This is a genomic window from Sphingopyxis sp. 550B, from assembly GCF_057401805.1.
Window position 1 is genome coordinate 1447289 of sequence record NZ_CM171610.1, and the last position, 25395, is coordinate 1472683.

General features: G+C 61.3%; 24 protein-coding genes and 1 tRNA gene. 17 read left to right on the forward strand and 8 right to left on the reverse strand.

The genetic code is table 11. The features are described 5' to 3' along the window. The first annotated feature begins 26 nt into the window (after positions 1-26). On the forward strand, positions 27-1703 hold the full coding sequence (locus AC2S9W_RS06745; RefSeq protein ID WP_486571757.1) for an alkaline phosphatase family protein: 1677 nt from the start codon (positions 27-29) through the stop codon (positions 1701-1703). A 19-nt stretch (positions 1704-1722) separates the two neighbouring features. Beyond that, positions 1723-2553, forward strand: coding sequence for a pyrroline-5-carboxylate reductase (proC, locus tag AC2S9W_RS06750; RefSeq protein WP_076073996.1), 831 nt, complete (start codon positions 1723-1725; stop codon positions 2551-2553). Positions 2554-2575: 22 nt separating this feature from the next. On the opposite strand, the gene AC2S9W_RS06755 is transcribed toward proC, so the two are convergent. After that, on the reverse strand, positions 2576-3085 hold the full coding sequence (locus AC2S9W_RS06755; RefSeq protein WP_076073998.1) for a MarR family winged helix-turn-helix transcriptional regulator: 510 nt from the start codon (positions 3083-3085) through the stop codon (positions 2576-2578). A 76-nt stretch (positions 3086-3161) separates the two neighbouring features. Here AC2S9W_RS06755 and AC2S9W_RS06760 point away from each other — a divergent pair, with 76 nt between their 5' ends. Beyond that, the gene (locus AC2S9W_RS06760) at positions 3162-4247 is read left to right on the forward strand and encodes a branched-chain amino acid aminotransferase (RefSeq protein ID WP_486571758.1); all 1086 of its coding nucleotides are present in this window, start codon (positions 3162-3164) and stop codon (positions 4245-4247) included. A 54-nt stretch (positions 4248-4301) separates the two neighbouring features. Next, positions 4302-4376 (forward strand) — tRNA-Gln (locus AC2S9W_RS06765). Positions 4377-4575: 199 nt separating this feature from the next. On the opposite strand, the gene AC2S9W_RS06770 is transcribed toward AC2S9W_RS06765, so the two are convergent. The 5 genes from AC2S9W_RS06770 to AC2S9W_RS06790 all read right to left on the reverse strand — a co-directional run bounded on the left by AC2S9W_RS06770 (position 4576) and on the right by AC2S9W_RS06790 (position 9162). Further along, a complete protein-coding gene (locus tag AC2S9W_RS06770; RefSeq protein ID WP_486571759.1) occupies positions 4576-5829 on the reverse strand; it encodes an NYN domain-containing protein in 1254 nt (417 codons plus the stop codon). A gap of 204 nt (positions 5830-6033) precedes the next feature. Further along, positions 6034-6741: a hypothetical protein gene (locus AC2S9W_RS06775; protein WP_486571760.1), complete on the reverse strand. Its 708-nt coding sequence runs from the start codon at positions 6739-6741 to the stop codon at positions 6034-6036. Positions 6742-7170: 429 nt separating this feature from the next. Continuing rightward, positions 7171-8533 (reverse strand): IS3 family transposase gene (locus AC2S9W_RS06780; RefSeq protein ID WP_486571761.1). Its coding sequence is split into 2 segments (ribosomal slippage): positions 7171-8184 and positions 8186-8533, totalling 1362 coding nucleotides; the frame shifts between segments, so codons are not numbered across the junction. 39 nt (positions 8534-8572) lie between these two features. Then, positions 8573-8788: a hypothetical protein gene (locus tag AC2S9W_RS06785; protein ID WP_486571762.1), complete on the reverse strand. Its 216-nt coding sequence runs from the start codon at positions 8786-8788 to the stop codon at positions 8573-8575. Next, complete coding sequence (locus tag AC2S9W_RS06790) at positions 8785-9162, reverse strand: hypothetical protein (RefSeq protein WP_486571763.1); 378 nt, start codon at positions 9160-9162, stop codon at positions 8785-8787. Before AC2S9W_RS06790 ends, AC2S9W_RS06785 begins: the two co-directional genes overlap by 4 nt. Before the next feature lie 58 nt (positions 9163-9220). On the opposite strand from AC2S9W_RS06790, the gene AC2S9W_RS06795 reads away from it, so the two are divergent. Then, a complete protein-coding gene (locus AC2S9W_RS06795) occupies positions 9221-9532 on the forward strand; it encodes a hypothetical protein (RefSeq protein ID WP_486571764.1) in 312 nt (103 codons plus the stop codon). Here AC2S9W_RS06795 and AC2S9W_RS06800 read toward each other — a convergent pair. Then, the gene (locus AC2S9W_RS06800; protein ID WP_486571765.1) at positions 9495-10304 is read right to left on the reverse strand and encodes a hypothetical protein; all 810 of its coding nucleotides are present in this window, start codon (positions 10302-10304) and stop codon (positions 9495-9497) included. The genes AC2S9W_RS06795 and AC2S9W_RS06800 overlap by 38 nt on opposite strands. 179 nt (positions 10305-10483) lie before the next feature. Next, a protein-coding gene (locus AC2S9W_RS06805) for an IS3 family transposase (RefSeq protein WP_486571761.1) occupies positions 10484-11846 on the reverse strand; the annotation gives its coding sequence in 2 pieces (ribosomal slippage) (positions 10484-11497 and positions 11499-11846; 1362 coding nt in all). Positions 11847-12089: 243 nt separating this feature from the next. Here AC2S9W_RS06805 and AC2S9W_RS06810 point away from each other — a divergent pair. The 12 genes from AC2S9W_RS06810 to csgH all read left to right on the forward strand — a co-directional run bounded on the left by AC2S9W_RS06810 (position 12090) and on the right by csgH (position 25233). Beyond that, positions 12090-12734 (forward strand): SOS response-associated peptidase, encoded by a 645-nt coding sequence (locus AC2S9W_RS06810; protein WP_486571766.1) that lies wholly within the window; start codon positions 12090-12092, stop codon positions 12732-12734. 72 nt (positions 12735-12806) lie between these two features. Next, a complete protein-coding gene (locus AC2S9W_RS06815) occupies positions 12807-13784 on the forward strand; it encodes a 3'-5' exonuclease (protein WP_486572061.1) in 978 nt (325 codons plus the stop codon). Between the two features lie 268 nt (positions 13785-14052). Then, entirely contained in the window at positions 14053-14553 is a 501-nt protein-coding gene (locus tag AC2S9W_RS06820; RefSeq protein WP_486571767.1) for a hypothetical protein, read from the forward strand. Between the two features lie 86 nt (positions 14554-14639). Continuing rightward, positions 14640-15488, forward strand: coding sequence for a 3'-5' exonuclease family protein (locus AC2S9W_RS06825; RefSeq protein ID WP_486571768.1), 849 nt, complete (start codon positions 14640-14642; stop codon positions 15486-15488). Positions 15489-16134: 646 nt separating this feature from the next. Then, positions 16135-16563 carry a curli assembly protein CsgF gene (locus tag AC2S9W_RS06830; protein WP_486571769.1) on the forward strand — a complete coding sequence of 143 codons (429 nt, stop codon included), beginning with the start codon at positions 16135-16137 and terminating at the stop codon, positions 16561-16563. Continuing rightward, positions 16563-17531 (forward strand): CsgG/HfaB family protein, encoded by a 969-nt coding sequence (locus AC2S9W_RS06835; RefSeq protein WP_486571770.1) that lies wholly within the window; start codon positions 16563-16565, stop codon positions 17529-17531. The genes AC2S9W_RS06830 and AC2S9W_RS06835 overlap by 1 nt, the downstream gene beginning before the upstream one ends. A gap of 189 nt (positions 17532-17720) precedes the next feature. After that, positions 17721-19397, forward strand: a complete 1677-nt coding sequence (locus tag AC2S9W_RS06840) for a hypothetical protein (RefSeq protein ID WP_486571771.1) — start codon at positions 17721-17723, stop codon at positions 19395-19397. 75 nt (positions 19398-19472) lie between these two features. Then, positions 19473-21146 carry a beta strand repeat-containing protein gene (locus tag AC2S9W_RS06845; RefSeq protein WP_486571772.1) on the forward strand — a complete coding sequence of 558 codons (1674 nt, stop codon included), beginning with the start codon at positions 19473-19475 and terminating at the stop codon, positions 21144-21146. Positions 21147-21213: 67 nt separating this feature from the next. Continuing rightward, the gene (locus tag AC2S9W_RS06850) at positions 21214-23544 is read left to right on the forward strand and encodes a beta strand repeat-containing protein (protein WP_486571773.1); all 2331 of its coding nucleotides are present in this window, start codon (positions 21214-21216) and stop codon (positions 23542-23544) included. A gap of 99 nt (positions 23545-23643) precedes the next feature. Beyond that, entirely contained in the window at positions 23644-24285 is a 642-nt protein-coding gene (locus AC2S9W_RS06855; RefSeq protein ID WP_486571774.1) for a hypothetical protein, read from the forward strand. A 13-nt stretch (positions 24286-24298) separates the two neighbouring features. Then, the gene (locus tag AC2S9W_RS06860) at positions 24299-24892 is read left to right on the forward strand and encodes a hypothetical protein (RefSeq protein ID WP_486571775.1); all 594 of its coding nucleotides are present in this window, start codon (positions 24299-24301) and stop codon (positions 24890-24892) included. Positions 24893-24894: 2 nt separating this feature from the next. Beyond that, the gene (gene csgH, locus AC2S9W_RS06865; protein WP_486572062.1) at positions 24895-25233 is read left to right on the forward strand and encodes a curli-like amyloid fiber formation chaperone CsgH; all 339 of its coding nucleotides are present in this window, start codon (positions 24895-24897) and stop codon (positions 25231-25233) included. Positions 25234-25395: the final 162 nt, after the last annotated feature.

The window sequence follows — 25395 nt, forward strand, 5'->3', positions numbered from 1 at the left end:
ACCGACACCCGCAACGGAGAAGGCCCGTGACGCTGAAACATCTGACCACTGCCCTTGCCGCCGCCCTCTGCGTCGCCGGCGCCGGTGCGGGCCTCGCGCAGGATGCGGCGCCACCCCCAGTGCAGAAAGTGACCGCCGCGACGCCGCCGCCCAAGCTGGTCGTGATGATCGCGGTCGATCAGTTCTCCGCCGACCTGTTCGCCCAGTATCGCAGCCATTTTACCGGCGGCCTCGCGCGTCTCGCTTCGGGCGTGGTGTTTCCGTCGGGCTATCAGGCGCATGGCGCGACCGAAACCTGCCCCGGCCATTCGACGATCCTGACCGGCAACCATCCCGCGCATACCGGCATCGTCGCCAATAATTTCTTCGACCTGTCGGCCGCGCGCGAGGACAAGCGGCTCTATTGCGCCGAGGATGAGACGGTGCCGGGCACGAGTTCGCGCAGCGGCCAATATGCGCCGTCGGTCGATCATCTGATGGTCCCGACGCTCGGCGACCTGATGAAGGCGCACGACCCGCGGGCGCAGGTCGTCTCGGTCGCGGGCAAGGACCGTGCCGCGATCATGATGGGCGGGCGCCAGGCCGACGAGTTGATGTGGCTCGCGCCGACCGGACTCACCAGCTATCGCGGCCGGGCGCTGTCGCCGACCGCGACGCAGGCGGGCACGGCCATCGCTGCCGCGATCGCGCAATCGCGCCCCGGCCTGACGCTGCCCGCCGACTGCGCCGCGCACGACATCGCGATCCCGATCGACAAGGGCGGCACTGTCGGCACCGGCCGGCTGGCGCGCGACGGCGGCGATTTCCGTCGTTTCATGGCCTCGCCCGAGGCCGATGGCGCGGTGCTCGCGGCGGCGACCGCGCTGCGGCAGGCGCGCAGGCTCGGCGAGGGCGAGGCGACCGACCTGCTGATCCTCGGCCTGTCGGCGACCGACTATATCGGTCACGGCGTCGGCACCGAAGGCAGCGAGATGTGCCTCCAGATGCTCGCGCTCGACCGCGAACTCGGCGATTTCTTCACCCGGCTCGATGCGACCGGCATCGATTATGTGGTCGCGCTGACTGCCGATCACGGTGGGCACGACATGCCCGAGCGCAATCGCCAAAACGGCTGGCCCGCCGCCGAACGCGTCGCGCGGACGCTCGACCCCGCGGCGATCGGCAAGGCGGTGGCCGAGAAGCTGGGCCTGCCACAGCCGCTCTTCCACGCCGACGGTCCGTTCGGCGACATGTATCTGTCGAAGGCGCTGACCCCGGCTCAGCGCAAGACGGCGCTGGCCGAACTCGTCGCCCGCTATCGCGCGCATCCGCAGGTCGAGGCGGTTGTGACCGCCGAAGAATTGGCGTCGCGTCCGATCTCGAAGCGCGCCGCCGACACCTGGAGCCTGCTCGATAAGCTGCGCGCCTCCTACAATGCGCAGCGGTCGGGCGACTTCATCGTCGTGCTCAAGGATCGCGTGACGCCAATCCCCGAATCGGGGCTCGGCTATGTCGCGACGCACGGGTCGGTCTGGGATTACGACCGACGCGTTCCGATGCTCTTCTGGCGCAAGGGGCTCGCCGGGTTCGAGCAGCCCAATGCGGTGATGACGGTGGACATCCTGCCGACGCTCGCCGCGCTGATCGGCCTGCCGCTCGACATGAGCAAGGTCGACGGCCGCTGCCTCGACCTGCTGTCGGGGCCCGAGAGCAGTTGCCGCTGAGGGACGAGAGACAAGGATCATGACAAAGGTTTTGCGGGATTTTTCCGGCCGGATGCTGCTGGTCGGCTGTGGCAACATGGCGGGGGCGATGCTCGACCGCTGGCTGGCGGCGGGGCTCGATCCGGCGCGCGTCGCGGTCGTCGATCCGGCCGCGAAGCCCCGCGACGGGGTCGCGCTCCATGCGATGCTCGCCGACTGGCAGGCGGCCGACGGCGCCGCCGACTGGGTGATGCTCGGCATGAAGCCGCAGCAGCTTGGCGAGGTCGCGGACGCGCTGGCGCCGGTCGTGACCGGCGATACCCATCTCCTGTCGATCCTGGCGGGCGTCTCGCTCGCGGATCTCGCTGCGCGCTTTCCGGCCGCCCGGGCGCAGGCGCGCATCCTGCCCAACCTCGCGGCGCGGATCGGCGCGGGCGTGTCGGCGCTCGCCACCAGCGGCGATGCCGACGGCGACATGCTGACGGCGATGCTGGCGGCGCTCGGTCAGGTCGTCACGCTTGCCGACGATTCTTCGATGGACCTGATCACCGCCTTCACCGGCAGCGGCCCCGCCTTCGTCTTTCGCCTGATCGAGGCCTATGCCGCCGCCGGCGAGCGGCTCGGCCTGTCGAACGAGGATTCGCTGACACTGGCGGCCGCAACCTTCGGCGGCGCGACCGCGCTGCTCGACGCCAGCGGCGAAAAGCCCGGCGCCCTCGTCGCGCAGGTCGCGAGCAAGGGGGGCACGACGCAGGCGGGACTCGACGTGCTCGACGAGGATGGCCAGCTCGTCGCGCTGATGACCAACGTCCTGCGCGCGGCGCGCGACCGCGGCCGCGAGCTCGCCGATCTGGCGCGCGGCGAGGAATAGGCTTTTCGGTTCTGCTGCGGGGTCAGGCCTCTGTCCCCAGTTTCGCGATCCGGCCGCGATCGCGCGGCGGCAGCAGCGCTTCGTTGACCTGCCAGAACCCCGTGACCGCGGCCTGCCCCGCGTGGGTGTAGGCGCGGCTCATCGCGTCGCGGAGCTGCGAGAAGATCGCGCTTTCGAGCTGGCGTCCTTCGGGGGTCAGTCGCAATTCCTTCTGCCGCCGGTCGCGGTTGCCCGGCCGCGTCGCCAGCAGCGCGCGCGCCTCCATCTCCTTGATCACGCGTCCCAATGACTGCTTGGTGATGCCGAGCAGCGCAAGCAGGTCGGAGATCGTCAGCCCCGGCTGGCGCGCGATGAAATAGAGTGCCCGGTAATGCGCGCGGCCCAGGCCGTTTTCCGCCAGCCGCGCGTCGATCGTCCGCCACAGCGCGGCGTGGCCGAAAAACAGATATTCGATGCCCCGGCGGACTTCTTCCTCGCGTAAGAAAAGAGCGGAAGCGGCGGGGACTTGCGACAGGAAATTTTCCTCGGCCATGGCGACTCCCGTTGCGCCTGCGCCCTTGCTTTGGCAAGAGGCGCGCACCGATCCACCCCCAACGAACAGGTCATCCATGTCCGCTCCCGCCTTTGCCCGTCTGCCGCATCCCAATCCCACGGCACAGGATGCCCGTGCGGCGGCGATCGCGGACCCGGCGTTCGGGCGTGTCTTCACCGACCATATGGTGTCGATCCGCTATGCGGAAGGAAAGGGCTGGCACGATGCGCAGGTGATGCCGCGCGGCCCGCTGCTGCTCGACCCCGCGACAGCGGTACTCCATTATGCGCAGGAAATATTCGAAGGGCTCAAGGCCTATCGGCTCGACGACGGGGCGATGGCGCTGTTCCGTGTCGACGCCAACGCCGCGCGCTTCAACGCCAGCGCGCGCCGCATGGCGATGGCCGAACTGCCGGAGGAATTGTTCATCGAGGCGGTGAAGCAGATCGTGCGCGTCGACGCCGACTGGTTCCCGCAGGTGGAGGGCGGCGCGCTCTATCTGCGTCCCTTCATGTATGCGAGCGAGGTGTTCCTCGGCGTCAAGCCGGCGGCCGAATATCATTTCCTCGTCATCGCTTCGCCGGTCGGCAACTATTTCAAGTCGGGCGCCCCGGCGGTCTCGCTCTGGGTGTCGGAGGATTATACGCGCGCCGCGCCGGGCGGCACCGGCGCCGCCAAATGTGGCGGCAACTATGCCGCGAGTCTCGTCGCGCAGCAGCAGGCGATCGCCAAGGGGCACGACCAGGTCGTTTTCCTCGACGCGGCCGAGCATCGCTGGATCGAGGAACTGGGCGGGATGAACATGTTCTTCGTCTTTGCGGACGGCAGCCTCGTCACCCCGCCGCTGACCGGTAGCATCCTGCCCGGCATCACGCGCGATGCGATCATGACGCTGGCGCGCGATGCGGGTCTGACGGTGCGCGAGGAACCCTATGCGATCGACCAGTGGCAGGCCGATGCGGAAAGCGGACGCCTCACCGAAAGCTTCGCCTGCGGCACCGCGGCGGTGGTGACTCCGGTGGGCAAGGTGGCGCGCGGCGCGGGCAGTTTCACCATCGGTGCCGGGGGCCCTGGACAGGTGACGGCGATGCTGAAGGAAAAGCTGGTCGACATCCAGCGCGGCCGGGCGGCGGACCCCCACGGCTGGGTGACGCGCCTCTAGGGCCGCCTTGCCAACCATTCGCGAAACGCTATAGAGCGCGCTCGCACCGGCCGTTGGGGCGTAGCCAAGCGGTAAGGCAGCGGTTTTTGGTACCGCCATGCGCAGGTTCGAATCCTGCCGCCCCAGCCAGCCGGTGCAGTTATTTCAACTATTTGATAATCAAAACAAATTTCTGCGTATGAAATACGGAGGCCGCACCCCGTGGCACCTGGCTGTGGCCCCCTGTAGGTCTACGATGAATCTACGCGGACGAGATTGCAAGAGCAGATTTGATCGGGGCGTTTGCAATGATATTGGACTGCTCGCAGCCGCTTGGGAGCGAGCGGCTCTATCCCTCTTGGCGATGACCGTCGGATAGGCCGAACAGGGCCGCGAGAGTCTCTTCGGTGGGTTTATCAATCGATACGCCTAGAGTCTCAGCGCGCCCCATTAATGATGCAAGATACGCTTCTCCTATCGCCTTCGCGCTCGGAATAGCGCTTTCGTTTAGCGGGGCTCCGCCGATTTGCGCGCCGCGAACCACTTGACCGATCGATGCGCGCGCGATCTGCACACCCTGCTCAGCAAGTTTGTCGCGAGTCCAACGGGTGGCCTCGGAAAGACGAAATTCATGGCTGTCGGAATAAAGTTCCAACGTCGCAAAGAGCGCCTGCCAACCACCGGTTTCGAGCCGAGGAAGCTCGAGCTGCCTGCTTAATTCGGCAACGGAATTAGGAATGGAGGTTTCCGAAGTGGGCGCGGCGGACGGAGGCTGATGCCGTTCGTCATCCCAAATATGATGCTGCGATGTCCGCGCATTGGGGAGGTGCAAATCCGAAACGGCGCCTTTGAAACCCTTTCCGAACCACGCAGATTGCTTTGCCGCTGGGCAAATCCTCGCAGTCTCGAACGCTAGTGCAGCAAGATTTAGCGGTTCCGTCGCTTGGTCATATCGCGTCCTGATGAAGGCGGCAAAGTTGCTCGCCTCATCACTGATAGCATTTTCCTGGCCCATTCCGGCCGGCTCTGCGCCTGTCTGCGACGAGGGGGCGTCGTTCTCTATGTCAGCGTTCAAAATGGTTTCAAGCGCTTCGAACCCTATGATCCGATCTGCCACCGCAGAATAGGCTGCCGCGAGATAGCCCGGTGAAAGAACGGCTATACGTCGGTCTTCGGCCCGCAAGCGCTGCAGCAGCGGCGTGAAGTCCGAATCGCCGGATGCGATTACGAATTCGTCAAAGCGCGTGCGGTGGGAGAGCAAATCCAGTGCGTCGATTACGATCCGGATGTCGGCAGCATTTTTTCCGCCTCGCGACACGGCAGGGCAATCGACGACCTCAAAGCCAGCGCGAACAAATCCGGGCCGGAATCTGGAAAAATATAGACGTTCGCCCGCGTCCCCCGGCGCGCTGACAAAGCCCGCGGGATTCAGATAGCAGCGCGCGAACAACCATCGCCGTGTGTCCTCGCTCAAATTGCTGTTAGCGAGAATTTGAAGCCAATCCCCTGGCTCCGAAGCGAACTTTATCGCGATGCGCTGGTCTAACGACCAAAGAGCACTGAAGATATTGTCGAAATCGACCAGTAGGGCGCTTTTCGCCACCGTTATTCTCCGAGATCGAGGTTAGCTATTCTGGTAGACCGAATCTAATAGGTGCTGAGCCTCGCCCAGACCGGCCGTGGGACATCGCAGACGTTCCGTTTGGGGGCTGAACATGCTGATAAAAAATTCAGGATCAGGTCTAAGCCGACCCACTACCCGCTGATCGGGTTCTCGGATCGCAAGGTCAATGAGGCTAACGAATGGCTAGATAAAGCAATCGCCCCGCGTCGTAACGAGAGTGTCGAACGACTTGGATTTTAATTTCTCGAATAATTCGACCCGGATTGTCGCTCCAGCCTTCAAGAGAGGGGCGCTGGCTTCACATATGGCGCGCGTCATGCGCATTCGACCGCTTTCCGTGAGCGACGCCCCTGCCTGGTCCACGAGAGCCGTCATCAACAATTCTTTGCCACGTGCTTCGACCTTTGAAACGGTCGTCTTTTCGAATACTTCCATGGGCGTCTTGGCGTTTTGCGCTACGCGAGCGAGTGCTTGTTCCAACTCCAGCGGCGAAATTTCCGGCGCAGTAGCTTGGCGGGGCGAGGGCGCAGCCAATGGCGGCCGTCGACACTGCGATGCTAACGAAGAGCCAAGCTCGAGCCGACCTTTTTCATACGCATATCGCGATGCTGACTCGCAATCGCCAGCAGACAACATCCTTCCGATCTTTTTTCGAAAGTTTTTTTCGCCGATATTGGCAATCAGCGATCCGATACCTTCGCCAAGGATACGACCGTTATCGTTTTGATCAGCGCTTGATTGCCCGCCGATCGAAGTGCAATTCAGCATGTTGCCCATGACCATGCAATTTGTGGACGTCATCTGGGCGTTGGCGTTGGGCGCGAACAAAAAGGCCCATGCAATGATTGCACTGGCAAAAATCGCTGTGTTTAGCTTAAGCATCCGCTCCATTTTGTAGCGCTCCGCAATCTTCTGGAGATCGAATAAATATCGCGGCTTTCTGAATGTAACGTAAATAATGGAATAGTTTCAGCCTAGGTGCTGTAGCCTTTGGAAGCAGAAATTTAGACCGTATCTAATGTCATCCCCTGATTTTCGTCCAAGAGTGATTAGAGTCCGGCCTTGAAGGAAGGGCGGAAAGATGAAGCATTTTGGGTTTTCGGACGAGCAAATCATCGGGGTATTAAGGAAGCGGAGGCGAGCGGGAAGACCGGCGAGTTGGCCGGGGTGTCGGAAGCAGCTATGATATTCATCGGCAATTATATACTTGACAAAGCAGCCCATGAGACCGCATAGAATAGGGCATTGTCCGTCGTCAGAACATTTGGCGCAGATCGCGGCGTAGATTAGCGGAGCGCGGGCCTCGTCCTGGAGTTGATATTAAGCGGCGAGCTTGCGGTGCTGCAAGCGTCGGTGTTCGATGGTCTTCCGTTTGATCCTTTCGCGCTGTTTGATGATGGCGTCAGCCCTGCCGAAGTAGGTGTCGGCGGGCGTCACATTGCCGAGGCTTTCGTGATATCGGCGGTGATTATAGTGGTCGATGAAGGCCTCGATCCGGGTCTCCAGATCGCCGGGCAGGAAGTAATTTTCCAGCAGGATTCGGTTCTTGAGGGTCTGGTGCCAGCGCTCGATCTTGCCTTGGGTCTGGGGATGCATCGGGGCGCCGCGGACATGGCTCATACCGTTGGCACCGATCCATTGGGCCAGCTCCTCGGCGATGTAGCTCGGACCATTATCGCTGAGCAGCCTGGGCTTTTGCACGACCCTGGCTGACGAACAGCCCGAGGCTTCAAGCGCCAGTTCCAGCGTGTCGGTGACGTCCCCGGCGCGCATGGTGGTGCAAAGCTTCCAGGCGATGACATAGCGGGAGAAGTCGTCGAGCACGGTCGACAGATACACCCAGCCCCAACCGATGATTTTGAAGTAGGTGAAGTCGGTCTGCCACATCTCGTTCGGCCGCGTCGTCTTGGTGTGGAACGCATCGGCTGCCTTGATCACGATGAAGGCCGGGCTGGTGATCAGGTCATGGGCTTTCAGAAGCCGGTAAACCGTCGATTCCGACACGAAGTAGCGCTTCTCGTCGGTAAAGCGCACAGCCAACTCGCGGGGCGATAGCTCGGACTGGTCCAGCGCCATCTCGACGATCTGCTGCTGGATATCGTTGCCGATGCGATTCCACACCCGGCTCGGCGCCGATGGCCGATCCTCCAGCGCCTCCGGCCCGCCTTCGAGGTAGCGGTCATACCATCGATAGAAGGTCCGGCGGGGGATGCCGAGCTGGTCCAGCGTCCGCTTGGCGGGCAGATGCGACTGCTCGACGATCCTGATGATCTCGAGCTTCTCAGATGCGGGATACCTCATTCTTCGTCGCCCCCATCCGCGATCATGCTTTTTTGAGCAGACGGTTTTCCAGCGTCAGGTCGGCCACGCATTCCTTCAGGGCACGGGTTTCGCGGCGCAGGTCGTGCACCTCGCCGGTGGTCGCAGCTCGGGCGGTATCGCCGGCCAGACGACGCTTGCCCGCTTCCATGAACTCCTTCGACCAGGTGTAATACAGGCTCTGGGCGATGCCTTCCTTGCGGCACAGCTCGGCGATGCTGTCTTCGCCGCGCAGCCCCTCCAGCACGATCCTGATTTTGTCCTCTGCAGAGAAGTGCCGGCGCGTCGCACGCCGTATGTCCTTCACCACCCGCTCAGCTGGGGCCTTCGGCGCCGATTTTTTCAAGGAGGATTTGGGCTTCATCTTCGTTCCTTCGTCACTGCGACGAAGCCCAAATCCTCCTTAAATCACAACCTCAAATCTGTGCCATTGGCGCTGACGGCGGACAGCGCGGATATTGTCTGCCTCGACCTGCAGCGCGTTCGCGCGGGTGCGCGCGTCGCCGTTGCCGGTCTTGCGGGCATAAGCCAGAAAGCGGTCGGCGCGGCGATCGAGATAGTCGGCAATGCGCTCGGCCTCTGACGGCCCATTATGTCCGATGCGGGCTTCCATGATCATGCTGCGACCGACAGGTCTTTGCCGGAGGCGCGCTCTTCGGCGAGCACGGCATCGGGGACGGTGACGATAATTCCGCCGGTGCGAGGCCCGACGCCGTGCGCCGCGAAGACGGCGGCCGCCGCATCCACTGCGGCGCCATAGGCTTCAACATGGCCCGGCACGACGCCGTGGTCGGCAAAGGCCGGTTCCTCGTCGTCGAGCTGGCCCTGATCGTCCATCGCTTCGAGGCGCCCTTGCGAAACACAGGCCTGCAGCGGCGACACGCCCAGCGCGTCGAGCCGGGCGAGCGCCACGGCGGCGGCTTCCGCGACAATTTCGGGCGCCACATCGTCCACGTCGCGCAGCTCGATCCGCTCCGAAATCGTCTTCACCATCACTCAACTCCGATTCGTCTCTTGCCTCAATGTTCCACTGATGTTCTCATTTGGCAAGATGAGTCGAGAGCTAGTGAACCCCATCCGCGACCTGTTCGACGCGGCCGTGCGGCATCGCACGATCAAGGTATCGTGCCGGTGCGGCAATGTCGGCATCTTCGATCCGCATGCGCTGTGGTGGCTGTTCGAGCGCCGCGGCTGGAACGACCGGCTGGGCGACGTCCAGCGCCGCATGCGGTGCCTGCAATGCTATGCCGCCAAGCGAAAGCGGACGCCCGCGGCGATCGAACTGAGCAACGAAAATCATACGCGGCAGTTGCCGATGCCCGATGTCAGCGAGTGGAAGCGGCAGCTTCGGCGGCGGCGGTGAATGTGTCGCCAAAGAGATGATAAATTAGGATTGGATCGAGGACGCTTCGCGCGTTTTCCTCAGACGATCGCGATAAGATATTCGGGCCGTTATCGAGGCCGGCGTAATTGAGAACTTCCAGGCGCCTCTCTCTAATTGCCTGTCGGATGACCGTTTGGACAAGAATATAATATGGGGCGATGTCACCTGACCATTGACTGGGGACGGAACGCCGGACCAACGCAAACTTGTCAAAGAAGGCGACCGAGAGGCTATGAGACAGGCGCGTCAAATTCTGCAGCCGATAGGCTAATCCGGGGATTGTGCCTTGATACCACAGCTTGAAAGCATGCGGCCGCAGCGGCTCTTGGACCCGCGCTTGCGAGACGCCGAACATCGAAGCCATGAATGTGAACCGATTACCACGAGCCAGAGGGAGTATGTGTCTCCACATGTTGAGAACATCGTTCCGGTCAATGATACGCGCTTGCAGTCCGCTCGCCACACGCTTTGACCATGCGACAATTCTGTGCAGGGTGAGCGTATCCATGAAAATTCCGTCGCTCACCTCCACATGCCGCGCGCCGTTGATGTAGATATATTCACGCGGTGCGGCAGCGTCCCCGCCAATGGTTCGGGGCTCTGAAAACCAGATGATTCCCTGCGTAAGGACATACTCAAAGAGCCAGAGTTCTTCTTCTGCAACGCTGATCCGCGCTTGTCCTTTTCCTGCAGAAAACGGGCCCTTCGCAACACAGCGTCGTGCCATCAGGTCGGCATATTCCTCGTCCAAGTCGTGGAGGAATTTCGCGCGCTCCAGCCGCCGCGTCTCTTCGGCAGATTTCCGCTGGCCGCTATGGATCAGAATCCAAGCGAGTATTGCTGCAATGCCCCCGAGTGTCCGTCGTCAGAACATTTGGCGCAGATCGCGGCGTAGATTAGCGGAGCGCGGGCCTCGTCCTGGGGTTGATATTAAGCGGCGAGCTTGCGGTGCTGCAAGCGTCGGTGTTCGATGGTCTTCCGTTTGATCCTTTCGCGCTGTTTGATGATGGCGTCAGCCCTGCCGAAGTAGGTGTCGGCGGGCGTCACATTGCCGAGGCTTTCGTGATATCGGCGGTGATTATAGTGGTCGATGAAGGCCTCGATCCGGGTCTCCAGATCGCCGGGCAGGAAGTAATTTTCCAGCAGGATTCGGTTCTTGAGGGTCTGGTGCCAGCGCTCGATCTTGCCTTGGGTCTGGGGATGCATCGGGGCGCCGCGGACATGGCTCATACCGTTGGCACCGATCCATTGGGCCAGCTCCTCGGCGATGTAGCTCGGACCATTATCGCTGAGCAGCCTGGGCTTTTGCACGACCCTGGCTGACGAACAGCCCGAGGCTTCAAGCGCCAGTTCCAGCGTGTCGGTGACGTCCCCGGCGCGCATGGTGGTGCAAAGCTTCCAGGCGATGACATAGCGGGAGAAGTCGTCGAGCACGGTCGACAGATACACCCAGCCCCAACCGATGATTTTGAAGTAGGTGAAGTCGGTCTGCCACATCTCGTTCGGCCGCGTCGTCTTGGTGTGGAACGCATCGGCTGCCTTGATCACGATGAAGGCCGGGCTGGTGATCAGGTCATGGGCTTTCAGAAGCCGGTAAACCGTCGATTCCGACACGAAGTAGCGCTTCTCGTCGGTAAAGCGCACAGCCAACTCGCGGGGCGATAGCTCGGACTGGTCCAGCGCCATCTCGACGATCTGCTGCTGGATATCGTTGCCGATGCGATTCCACACCCGGCTCGGCGCCGATGGCCGATCCTCCAGCGCCTCCGGCCCGCCTTCGAGGTAGCGGTCATACCATCGATAGAAGGTCCGGCGGGGGATGCCGAGCTGGTCCAGCGTCCGCTTGGCGGGCAGATGCGACTGCTCGACGATCCTGATGATCTCGAGCTTCTCAGATGCGGGATACCTCATTCTTCGTCGCCCCCATCCGCGATCATGCTTTTTTGAGCAGACGGTTTTCCAGCGTCAGGTCGGCCACGCATTCCTTCAGGGCACGGGTTTCGCGGCGCAGGTCGTGCACCTCGCCGGTGGTCGCAGCTCGGGCGGTATCGCCGGCCAGACGACGCTTGCCCGCTTCCATGAACTCCTTCGACCAGGTGTAATACAGGCTCTGGGCGATGCCTTCCTTGCGGCACAGCTCGGCGATGCTGTCTTCGCCGCGCAGCCCCTCCAGCACGATCCTGATTTTGTCCTCTGCAGAGAAGTGCCGGCGCGTCGCACGCCGTATGTCCTTCACCACCCGCTCAGCTGGGGCCTTCGGCGCCGATTTTTTCAAGGAGGATTTGGGCTTCATCTTCGTTCCTTCGTCACTACGACGAAGCCCAAATCCTCCTTAAATCACAACCTCAAATCTGTGCCATTGGCGCTGACGGCGGACAGCCCCCGAGAATGATTTGAGAAGCGAGGGGAAAGATTTCTGGCGTCTCGCCACCCTGCGCTGAGAAACCCAATAGCTCGACAAACTTGTTCAAAAGGTCCTTTACCACAGCCGCCCCCTGAAGTTGACTTGCCTACGGATTGTGCCAGCATATTCGTTGTGTGCAACCTCTACACCAACAAGAGCACCGTTGCGGAGATGGCCAATCTCTTCCGCACCAAGACCCCTCACGGCTTCAACGCGCCCGCCGACGTCTATCCGGGTTACCCCGGCCTGGTCATTCGCGAGGACGGCGGCGAGCGCGTCATCGAACAGATGAATTGGGGCTTCCCGGTGCGCCTGAAGGGCATGAAGCCGACGAGCAAGCCGAAGCCCGTCAATAACGCGCGCGACGACAAACTGCTCACCGGCTTCTGGAAGCATTGGTTCGTTACGCCGGCGCAGCGCTGCCTCATCCCCTTCACCGCCTTTGCCGAGGCCGAGGGCGAGAAGGGCAAGATGACGCGCACATGGATCCGCGTCGCTGATCAGCCGCTCGCCGCTTGGGCGGGGATGTGGCGACCGACCCACGAGTGGGGCAACGCCTATACCGGCGTCATGGTCGACGCGACCGAAGAGCTGTGGGACATCCACGATCGCATGCCGGTGATCCTGCACCCCGACGATCACGACGCATGGCTCAACGCGCCGGCAGAGGAAGCCATGGCATTGGTGCGGAAGTATCCGGCCGATCGGCTCACGGTCGAGCGCACCTTGGATTCGTGGTTCAAGAAGCAGAATGCGCAATCTAGTCTCGGAGCCTGAACGGCGTGCCGTGCTATCTGCTCTGAACTGAAGCCTTGTATCGCCTTATGGCGGATCACGCATGTGACCGGGATGGAAAAGCTGCCGCGACCGCGTCTCCTGCAGCCGGGTGAAGAGGGGAGGAAAAGCCTCGCCTCCGCTCGGCGGGTAGCCAACAGGAAGAAATCCATGACCATCCAAAACGACGCCGCCTCGTTCGAGGCGGCGCTGCAGCTCTGCGCGTCGTGCGCGGATGTCCGCATCCTCCGCCGCGTGCGGCCGATTGCCGAACTTGTGAACGACGGACCGCCAATTGGTCGGACGCGGCGCATTGCGATCGTCGATACCGAAACAACCTCGGTGGATGTCCAGACCGCCGAGGTCATCGAAATCGCCGCCGCAGTGGTGCTGGTCGATGAGGCCGGAGAAATCCGCGCCATCGATACAGCGCTTCGCGGCCTCCGCGATCCCGGTGTTCCGATTCCGGCCGAGGTGCAGCGGCTCACCGGAATATCGGATGACGACGTTGCGGGGCGGGCGCTGAACGTGCCGCGCTGGGAAGCCCTGCTCGGCGGCTCTGACCTGATTGTCGCGCACAACGCGGCCTACGATGCCCCAATTGTCGAGCGCCTGTTGCCCGGGATCAAGGGGCAGGCCTGGGCCTGTTCGATGCGCGAGATTGATTGGGCGGCGCATGCATTCGATGGCGCAAAACTCGGTCACCTCCTGATGCAGATGGGTTACTTCACCACCGGGCATCGGGCGGACGCCGATGTGATCAGTCTCGTGCATCTGCTGACCCATCGTCCGGACGGCGTGCACCCGCTGATCGCGGAACTGCTTGCGCGGGCCGCGCAGCCGTCGCTGCGGATTGAGGCAACAGGCGCGCCGTTCGACAAACGCCATCTTCTCAAGGCGCGCGACTATCGCTGGGATGCGCGCGAAAAGGTGTGGTGGCGCGAGATCGCCGAAGCGGCGCATGAGGCCGAGGCCCTATGGCTTTCGCGCGATGCGGAACTCCGCGCAACGCCGCGCGTGACCCAACTCAGCTGGCACACTCGTTATCGGTAAGGGGAAGGCCTCGCTGCTCAGGTCGCGCGAGCAGCGAGGCCAGCGGGCGTTCAAATCCACAACGCTCGCATGAACAGGAGGTTGCAACCTCTCCGTTCCCAGAGTGGCCGTAGCCTCCAATTATAAAATTTCGGTAAATCAACAGCCTGCGGCCATTGCTGGCGCCTGCAGGCGCAAGCCTCCGCCGATGCGGCGGGATTGAGCACCGTGAGAGAGCGGAAAAAGGCTCCGGCCAAAGCGGCCGTCACCCAAGAGTAAGGAATACAGCATGAACGACACCATGATGCAGGCGCTGCAGCAGGAGAAACACGCCTGGGCTCTGCGCCACGAGATGGGCTTCCCGGCGGACCACAAGCTAACGCCGTCAATCGTATTCGGCACCGGCGGTGCGATCGACGGGGGAATCGTGCGTGAACTGGTTCTCCGCGCGATGGAGTGTGACCAGGACATTATTTATGCGGGTCCGGCACCCGCCGGCTTGTCCGGGCCGCGTAAGTATCTGGCAGTCATGCGCAACCAGCATTTGATCCACATCTTTCGCTGCCGACCCTGGTCGGGCGACCGCAATGCGCCGGTCATACTGGTGTCGGAATGCGGGAAAGTCACGATCCGGCTCGGCAGCGATAGCGCGTTCGAGTGTCTGGCGGGAGCGCCCTCCGACATCGCGGGCGGACATTGTCGAGCCTTGGCCCGCATCGAACGTGTCGCCGCCGAGACGCGCTCTCGGATCGAGACGCACACGTTCCAGCCGCGCTCCAGCGACGATTAGTCTCGGCCGGTTCCGGCACCCATCGTTCTCCAAACCACTGAACCCCGCGGCAGGCCGAGCCTGCCGCGCATTCCAAGGACATATCCATGAAATACGAACCCCGTGTGGGCGTCGAACGCCGACCGCGCTCCTATGTCGTGCTCGACGTCGAGTCCGCCGTCATCGATGAAAGCGGCCATCGCCGCTATCAGGCCACGGAGCGATATAGTCCCGGCAACGACAACAACCAGCCCACGCGCCGCGGTTATACCCGCAGCGAAGATCCGCTGACCTGCCCGCGCTGGGTGTTCCAGACCATCGTCACCGCCTCTCTCATGGTGCTGACCGAGCATGCCGACGGTAACCTGGATATCGCGCAGTTCGTGACGTTGAGCCAGCCGGACCATGACGAGCGGGCGATCGTGTCCGGCCTTTTCCAGCTGCTGCAGACCTGGCCAGACGCCGAGCTCGTGACGTGGGCAGGTATGGTGCACGATATTCCGCTGATCATGATGGCGGCCTACAAGCACGGCCTGACCCTTCCCCGCGGTTGGCGCTGGCTGTCGTTCGGCGGCAACGATCCTGCTCGCCACCTGGACTTCGCTCGCATCGTGACCGGCGGGTTCAAGATGAAGCCGATCCATTTGGCCGAGGTCTTGGCTGCGCTCGATATTCCGGCCAAGATGACGGCGCCCGCGTTCGCAGTCACGGGGCTCATTTACGCGGGCGAGTGGGACTCCGTGCAGCAAGCCTGTGAATGCGACACCATTGGCGTTGCGTTGCTACTCGCACGCTGGCGGCGGTGCCACGATGGTCGCGCCGATATCAATGTCGCGACGGATCGCCTCCTTCGCCGGATAATCGAATTGCGCGAGGGGCGTGGCTATGTCGCAGAACTGCAAGCGCGGCGACGACGGTTTCTGGCTGAAGCCACGCGTCACATGATGGCGGCCTAGTCTATATCCCGTAAGGGGATCTCGAGTGGGCGAGATATTCTCGTCCACTCAATTGCTGAATTCACGCGATCAATCTCGTTAAGCGTCAAATCACGATACGCTGCGCCATCTGCTAGCAATCGCCGCGGGCGCCTTTCCAAAGGGCAATCGCTGTTAGTGTCATGAAGTCGAAACGCGTGCTTGCTCAGGATCGCTCCAAACAATGGGATCTTTCGAACGATGCTTTGATAAGCGTCGGCAGAACGTCCAGCCAGACGCCGGACTCACGACGTGACCAAATGCGCAAGACTTAAAACCGATCGGCAGAGGCGTTAACTTTTTCGCCGATCTCGAACTGAAAGTTAACCGCCGCCGACAGCTAGACGAGCTGGATTACATCGCTCTCTCGTTGGCGCCAATACAACCAAGGTTTCGCAACATCTTATGGCGAAATTTCATTTTATAAAACAAAATCAATCCCATAATTGGGATTTTGAGAGTCTGAACGTTTTTCCGCACAGCATGTCCCGTCTCGGGACGTCAAATCTCCATCGGGCGATCATAGGCCTTGATTTGGTTGTTAATACAGTATTAATTACCGCAACGAGTCGCAGCCCCTAGCAAACGGATGGGGGGTCAAAACAGCATCCGAAACTCTGGGGGATTTGTGATTCGTAAATTTTGGATCGCCGCTGCGTTGGTAGCATGGGGAGGGGTTGCGTCGGTATCGGTGCGTGCGCAGGATCTTGTGCATGAGCCCATCAGCCCCACATTTGGAGGCAATCCATTTAACTCCAATCATATACTTGGCACTGCCAACGCGCAGAACAATTATCGCGACCCGAAATCAACCAGCTCTTCGTCGCAAGCCGATATATTTGCGCGGCAATTGCAGTCGCGTCTCTTGTCGGCATTGTCTTCGCAGATTGTCGATGCGATCTTTGGCGAAAATCCACAAGAAAGCGGCACGATCAGCTTTGGTGGCCAGACGATCACTTTTTTCAGATCGCTGGATTCTGTGACGCTCACAATAACCAATGATGAAACAGGCGAAGAGACCAAGATTGTCGTCCCCCTGTTTGTCGAGGTGCCCTGATGCGCGGGGGAGTTCAAATCGCGGCTCTGGCGCTGAGCGCTTTGTCGCTCGGCGGATGCATGACTGTTTCGAAAAGCGGCCGCGATTCATTCGCGAAGACCACTAGTCTCGCCTATTTCCCGAAGAAAACCCAGACGCAACTCCTGCTAAATGACCTCCCGCCGCCTCAGCGCAAAGTTGCTGTTGCGGTTTACGGATTTACTGACCAGACGGGGCAGTTCAAACCGACCGAGGCGGGGCAAACGCTTTCGCGCGCCGTGACCCAGGGCGCTGGCGCAATGCTTGTCAAGGCGTTGCAAGATGCAGGCGATCGCAATTGGTTCACGATCGTCGAACGGGAACGGCTTGATAACCTACTTAAAGAGCGGCAGATCATCAGCGAAATGCGCAAGCGTTATCTGGGAGAAGAGGAGCCCGATCGTCGCGCGCTTCCGGCGCTTCTCTTCGCTGGTGTCCTTCTGGAGGGCGGGATTGTCGGCTACGATACGAACACAGTGACTGGCGGTGCCGGCGCCGCCTTCCTCGGCATCGGCGCCCGCACGGAATATCGTCAGGATACCGTGACAGTCTATCTTCGTGCTGTATCGGTCCGAACCGGAGAAGTGCTCACGACTGTAACGGCCTCTAAAACGATTGCGTCCCAAGCAATCGGGGCGAATGCGTATCGCTTTGTCGCATTCAAGGAGCTGCTGGAAGCGGAATGGGGCATAACGAGTAATGAACCCGATCAAGTTGCGCTTCAGCAAGCAATTGAGAAGGCGGTGTATGGGCTTGTGATGGAAGGAGTCGACTTGGGACTGTGGCAGTTCAGCGACATGCAGTCCGCGTCGGCAATGCTCGATTACTATCACAAAGAGCGTGATGGTCAGTACGAAGCTCGTGATATTCAGGAAGCAGTGGAGAAGGCAGGCTCGCTGTCAGCACTAAAAATCGTCGAAAACAAAAAAACGAGGGATGAGGGCCTCTGAAACTTCTAAAATTGGGGCTGGTTTAATTTCTCCTGACCTGCCCTAGATAAGTAAGTCGTAGGAGAATGGCACGCAAAGAAGCGGTAACTTCGATGCGTGCGAGTATAGGCTGCGATAACCTTTGTGAGGCTCGGCGTCTTTTGCGCCGTGGCGGGACGGTTATCGCCTTTTTGAAGAGGTGATGCAACCATGAAGAAGTCGATATTGGCAAGCGTATCCGCTGCGGCACTGATGATCGGTGCGCCGGCGATCGCTCAAGACAACACCAGCACCGTTACCCAGTCGGGCGACGGTCAGTCCGCAACGGTCAATCAGACCGGTGCCAAAGACCTTTCGACGGTCACGCAGTCGAACGCGGACAACACCGCAACGGTCAACCAGAATGGCGGCCTTGGCGGCACGTCGGCGGTCACCCAGTCGGGGACGGGTAATACCGCAACCCTTAACCAGACCGACGATGGCGCTGACCTCTATGGCGCTGGCTTCGTTCCTCCGAGCTCGACCTCGACAATCGATCAGTCGGGTGACGACAATAGCGCGACCGTTTCGCAGACCACCCAAACTCAGCTTTTTTCGAACGACTCCAGCGTCGCGCAGTCGGGCAGCCGTAATGCTGCTTCGGTGACTCAGTTTGACGATGAACAAGACTCGACGATCAACCAGACGTCGAACGACAATATCGCAAGTGTCACGCAGGGCCAGAATCTTCCGGCTTCGGACACGACCTTCAACAATGCCTCGGTGATCAACCAGGGCGGCGGTGATTTCAACATCGCCAGCGTGTCGCAGACCGGCCTCAACAACAACAGCGATGTGAATCAGCAGGGCGCGGCCAATTCGGCGACCGTCAGTCAGACGGGCGGAGGCAATACATCGGATCTCGACCAGCTCGGTGATGATGCGGTCGCAACGATCAGCCAAGGAGGCGAAGGCAACCTTTCGACCGTGCTGCAGCAGGACGATGCCGGCGGCATTGCCAGTATCGATCAGTCGGGCGACGCGAACACCTCGTCGGTCGTGCAGAATTCCGATAGTTCGCGAGCGACTGTCAATCAGTCGGGCGATCGCAATGACGCCGATCTGACGCAGGGCCGCAGCGCTGGAAATCCGTATCAGACTAACGGTCAGGAGGCCTTGATTAGCCAGTCAGGCAACGACAACCGCACGACCGCAAGTCAGACGGGCTCCTCGGGCGATCTGAACGTCAGCCAGGGCGGCAACGAGAACGAAGCCGATGTTGTCCAGTCCGGTTTCGACAATTCGGCCGGCAACGATACTGCGCTGGTCGGGATCAATCAGTCTGGCAACCTGAACGATGCTATCGTCACGCAAAGCGGGCAACTGTCGGACGCTTTCGTTTCGCAGGTCGGTGACAGCAACCTTGCGACGATTAGCCAATCGATCAGCAACGCGCCAAACCCTCCGGGTGGCCCGGACCCGCGCGTTGCGACGGCAGATATTAGCCAGATCGGCGACGACAACGTCAGCAGCATCACGCAGTTCGGTGGTAACAACAGCGTTTCTGCCCGCCTGATGGAAGCAACAAACGTTCAGTCGGGTTCGCGCAACGATAGCATGATCAGCCAGACAAATAATCTCGTTGCAGGCGCTTCTGCCGAAAACTTTGCATCGGTAGTGCAGAGCGGCGACGACAATGTTTCGTCGGTCACTCAGAATGGCGTATCATTGACTGCAGAAGTGCTCCAGGCCGGGTCGGACAATCTGTCGACGATCCTGCAGAGCGGCACCGACAGCAGCGCGAGCGTGTCGCAATATTCGAGCGGCAACACCTCGACCGTTACCCAGTCGGGTGCCGGCCACAGCGCGACCGTTACGCAGGGTAGCAGCGGCGGCCCCGCGATCTGATGGGATAAGAGGGGTCGGGCGCCTGCTCGACCCCTCGATCCTCCTCGGCCAGCACAGCCTTAAAGGGTATCGATCATGAAAAAACTTATCCTGACATCTGCATCGGTTGCGGCGCTTGCGATTGCAGCGCCCGCCGTCGCGCAGAACAACACGAGCACCGTCGAACAAAGCGGCCAGTATCAGAGCGCGACCGTCGGGCAGTCGGGTTCGACGAACGTGTCGGACGTGGAGCAGAGCAACCAGTATAATGACGCCATCGTCAACCAGACCGGAAGCAATGGATCGTCGACCGTCCTGCAGACGGGCAACGGTACAAGCGATGCGCGCAAGAATGAAGTCCGCGTCGATCAGGCCGGCAACGGCGCCGAAGCCGTCGTGACGCAGCTTGGTTCGGACCGCAACGAGGCGCAGGTCAACCAGACCGGCGACAGCTTCGCGTCGATCCGGCAGGAAGGCACGTCGCAGGAAGCCGAAACCTGGCAGTTCGGCGACGGCAACTCGTCGACTATCGACCAGAAGGGCAATTCGAACCAGGTCGGCAATGCGCTCAACGGCGGGCCGAACCGCGTGTCGGGTGTCGTCCAGACCGGCGAGAACAATATCTCGACGATCGATCAGAACGAAGCCAGCTTTGCCAGCGCGCTCGTCACCCAGACGGGTAGCGGCAATGACTCGGCCGTTCAGCAGGAAGTCCGCGGCGGGGCCGGCGAAAGCCGCAGCAACGCGACCGTCAATCAGACGGGCAACGACAATGACTCGCTGGTGACGCAGCTCAGCGAAACGCAGCCGGCGCAGCTCGATGCGGCGGTCAACCAGTTCGGCGACGACAATTTCTCGTCGGTTGCGCAGAGCGGCGCACGTAACGACGCGCTGGTCACGCAGACCAACAATACCGGCCTTGCTGGCAATTCGTCGACGCTGGTCCAGCAGGGAACCGATGCGTCGGCAACGATCGCGCAGACCGGTTCGAACAACCAGTCGACGGCCACGCAGGGATCGCCGAACCGCATCACCGAACTGCAGCAGCTCGACCTGTCGCAGACCGGCACCGACAACGTATCGACGGTGACCCAGTTCGGTTCGGAAAACAGCGCTGTCGTCACCCAGTCGGGCAACCGCAACGACAGCACCGTGACGCAGCCTGGCCTCGACAACAGCGCCGGCACCTTCGACGCGCTCGGCGATGTTGTCGCCGTGGGCGTCAACCAGTCGGGCGACGACAATCGCTCGACCGTGACGCAGAGCGCCAATTTCGGCGTCGCGTTCGTCGATCAGGTTGGTGACAATCTGTTCAGCGAAGTGACGCAAGCGGGCCGCGCCAACAGCGCCAGCGCCACCGTCACGCAGACGGGTGCATTCAACAGCAGCACCATCACCCAGGATGCCCCCTCGCCCGCTAATGGCGGTCCGGGCCGCGATATGACCGCGAACGTCACGCAGGCGGGAACGGGCAATCAGAGCAGTGTATCGCAGACCAACACGCTGGGGCCGCCGGATATTTCGGCCAACTTCGCGACGGTCGACCAGTCGGGCACCGACGGCAAGTCGTCGATCATTCAGGACGGGCATGAAAATGACGCGTTCCTGACCGACACGGGGCTGTCGAACGACAGCTTCATCACCCAGACGGGCAATCTCAACACCGCCACCGTCATCCAGGGCGGCACTGACAATCTGTCGACTGTGACCCAGGGCGGTGCTGGCAACAGCGCGACCGTGACGCAGAATGGCGTCGGGGGCGTGAACTAATCCACGATGCGGCGGATCGGCCCGGCCGGGCCGATCCGCCGATCTTCGTTCGCAAAAGGATGGGATCATGAAAAAATTTGTCATCGGCGGGGCTTCGCTCCTCGCCATCGCCATGGCCGCACCGGCCTTTGCGCAAACCAATGAATCGACCGTGCTGCAAGGCGGCACCAACCAGACCACCACCGTGGTGCAGGACGGCGCGAACAGCGACTCGCTGGTCGAGCAGTCGAACGCCAACAACGTCGCGAACGTCCAGCAGAAAGCTGCGACCGACGGTGCGGACAGCAAGGTCTTCCAGACCGGAACCGACGAACGCGCCAGCGTTATCCAGGTGAGCGGCGCCGCGCAGTCGCGCGTCGAGCAGTCGGGCGGCGCGCAGAATGCGTCAGTCTTTCAGGACGGGTCAAGCAGCTCGGTGATCGAGCAGAGCATGCGCTATAACGAAGCCAGCGTCAGCCAGACGGGCGACGACAACACGAGTGTCGTGGTGCAGTCGGGCGTCAACGGCGCGGTCGGCGACCCCGACAATTCTTATGGTTCGGCCGATGCCGCGGCGCTCGTTGGCGTCACCCAGTTCGGCGACGGCAACGACAGCGGTATCACCCAGACGGGGGACAACACGGTCGCCGAGGTGTTTCAGCTTGGGAACGACAACGTGTCGAGCATCAACCAGGCCGGCAATTTCTCGAACGCCGCGGTCAACCAAGCCGGCGACCGCAACCGCGCGACGGTCGTGCGGCAGAGCGCCGACGGCACCGGCGACGGCAACCCCGCGAGCGCGCCGGTCGTGCCCGACGTGTTCGCTGATGCGCTGGTAAGCCAGAATGGCGACGACAATGTCGCGTCGATCACACAGGATGCGGTCCCGGCCTTCGCCTCGATCACGCAGAATGGCGAGGGCAATGATTCGTCGATCGTCCAGACCGGCACCGCATCAGGCGCGGTTGCGACGACGCTTCAGACGAGTGACGACAACACCTCGCGCATCCAGCAGAGCGCCGGCGCGACCGCCAGCGTCACGCAGGGCGGCGGTGTCAACACGCTTGGTGGCCGCGAATGGGACGGCAGTGACCTGCCGCCGCCTCCGCCGCTGGGCAGCGGCGGGACGCTTTACCTCAACAACGTCTCGTTGATCGACCAGTCGGCCGACGGCGCCAGCGCCACGGTGAACCAGAACGGCATCCTCAACCGTTCGAGCATCAACCAGAGCGCCGCGGCGAGCGCCGACGTCGCGCAGGCGGGCGTTTACAACACGTCTGTCATCGGACAGAGCGGCACCGGATCGGCGACGGTCGACCAGAGCGGAACGCACGCGCGCAACGCTTCGGTCATCGAACAGTCGGGCAGCGGCAGCTCTGCTAGCGTGACGCAGGTCGGCGCCAATCTGGCCCCGCCGGCGAACGCGCCGACCAACGTGTCGTTCCTCGACCAGAGCGGTTCGGACAATGATGCGACGCTCTTCCAGTCGGGCGACGAAAATCTGTCGACGATCAACCAGTCGGGCGACGTTACGGTGGCGGACGTTTCGCAGACCGGCACCAACCTGATCTCGACGGTCACCCAGAGCGGCGGCGTCGCGCTGGCCGAAGTCACCCAGTCGGGCAACGACAACAGCTCGACCGTGACCCAGACCGGGCTGTTCAACGGCGCCGAAGTGACGCAGTCGGGCAGCGGCAACGGGTCGACGGTGACCCAGTCGTCGACGTTCCTGAGCGGCGCGATCGTCACGCAGGCTGGCGAGGACAACAGCTCGACCGTGACGCAGGGCTCTATCGGCGGCCATCAGGCCAATGTGTTGCAGGATGGCACCAAGAACGTCTCGTCTATCGACCAGGCCGGCCTTAGCAACAGCGCCGGCGAATATCTCGACACCAACGCTGTGGGCGTGACCCAGTCGGGCCTTGAGGGCCAGTCGAGCATCGTCCAGCGCGGCAGCCTGCAGAGCGCCTATGTCGACCAGCTCAGCACCAGCGAGTTCGCGCGTTCGGACATCGATCAGGGCGGTAGTTTCGGCTCGGGCCATTCGGCCAGCGTCGTTCAGGCCGGGCTTGGCGTCGATTCCGAAATCAAGCAGCGCGGCTATGGCCAGAGCGCCACGGTGTTTCAAGGCGGCGAGGAGAACACCTCGGTGATCGATCAGGGCGCCAATTTCGGCTCGGGCCATGAGGCCGATGTGACGCAGACGGGAAGCAGCAACTTCTCCGATATCCTCCAGCGCGGGGACTCGAACACGGCGACCGTGCTGCAGTCGGGATCGGGCAATGAGTCGCTCATCGACCAGTTCGGAAGCGACAATATCGCGACGGTTACCCAGACCGACATGAACTCGTTCTCGACGGTAACGCAGAACGGCAGCAACAACTCCGCTGTCGTCACCCAGGGACCGACGGGTATGTGATGGTGGCGCGGGGGCAATCCTTGAAGGATTGCCCCGCCCATCGCAGTTTTTTGCTGAATGTGATATGATCGAGCGGCGGAGCTCCTTATGACAATGCGAATGCTGAACTTGTGGGCATGGGGCTTAATGCTCTTCGCGGCGATCATCATCCCGACGCCCACGGTTGCCCAGCCAGGCGCAGCCTCCATGCTCGACGAAATTGCGGCGGCTGACGATCGAGGTGCTTTTATCGCCCAGATCGGTGCGACGAACCGAGCGTCAATCGACCAAGTGGGCGCTGAATCCTATGCGCGCATCGCACAGGAAGGCGACGATAATCGAGCGGAGATTAAGCAGCGCGACAGAGGTAATCATTACACCGAGGTCGCTCAGACGGGCGACGGCAATCTTGCCTTGATCCTGCAGCGCGGCGCCGGTGCTAACGTTCTCAGTCTACTCCAGTCCGGAAATGCCAACCAAGGGAATATTTTCCAGTCAAACGACGGGGCTGCCAATAATTTGGCTGCCGTAATCCAAATCGGTCAAACGAACTCGCTTGCGCTGGCGCAAAACGGCGCGGACAATCAGGCAAGCCTGACACAAAACGGTGACGGCAACATGATGTCAGTAACACAGACAGGCGACGCAAATCGATTGGCATGGACTCAGGACGGTAGTGGCTTGTCGGATCTCCAAGTTCAACAAACCGGCGGATCGACCTTGCAGATTCAGCAAGTTGGTGCGCAGGGCGGAGGCGGTTAGAAGGACAGGCGGCATGATCGGCTATTTCGGTGCACTAATGATACTGGCCGAGCCAGCGCCAGTTGCAGTCGAGCAACTCGACGAGAACGCGACGGTCGCAAATTTAGCACCGATCGAGCAGGTGTCCCGCGCTGACAATTCAGCCTATGTCGACCAGAGGGCGGCTCCGGACAACCCAGACAATCTCCCGCAGCTTTCTGACGCCGATACCGAAGTTACCCTCGGGCGCGTCGATGGGATCGACCGCTGCAGCGCAGAACTCCTCACGGCGAAAGATGCTGATTATTGCCGGAGACGAATTGAGACCCGATCGGAAGAGTTTACTACTCGTCCGGCAAGCACATTGTCTGCTGAACAGCGCCTTCTAGGCGAACGGCTGACCAGATTGCAGGGAACGGGCATTGACCAAGCGGCGCGCGCACCGGGAAGCACAGCGTCGGCCAATGACCGAGAGTTTCAAGCGCTAGCGTCAATCACCCTGACAGCCCCCGCCGCCTCGGACACGACCGCGGATGGTAAGCCAAGCGACGCAAACGACCTTTCAGCCGAAACGCAGGCTTTGCTCGACGCGATCGTCGCGCGGCTCTCGAGCCCGGGAGGCAATTGATTGTGCAACTGTTGCCAGCCGCCGCGGTGCCGGTCTTCCTGTTTGCGGCCATGACGTCGCAAACCCAACCTCGTGATGCCGTCATGCTTGAACTGGAGCCCGATGGCGGCTTCGTTCGGCTTCAATTAATCGGCGACTCGCCGATGACGCAGCAAGTGCGCTACGAAATTGCGTTTACAGGGAAATCTACCAGCCATCTTCGTGGTAGCGCCACGCTCGAAGCCGGCCAACGACATTTGTTATCCACGATGCGCATGTCGACGGGGCCGCAGTGGTGCGTGAAGGTTTCTGTCGAAGAGGGGGATGGGCGACGATATGAGCTCCGCGGTGGCAAGTGTTGAAAAAGGCATGCCATAGCGGGTTTGAAGCACGATAGTTATAGTGCTTTTCAGTGCGTAATTTCACGGCCTCTATTAAATTTTGTCGTATATTCGCTGATTAGACTAAGTTCTTTTGCATATTTCATCCCTTCTCGCTTTTTATAATATTTTGAACTCCGTTAC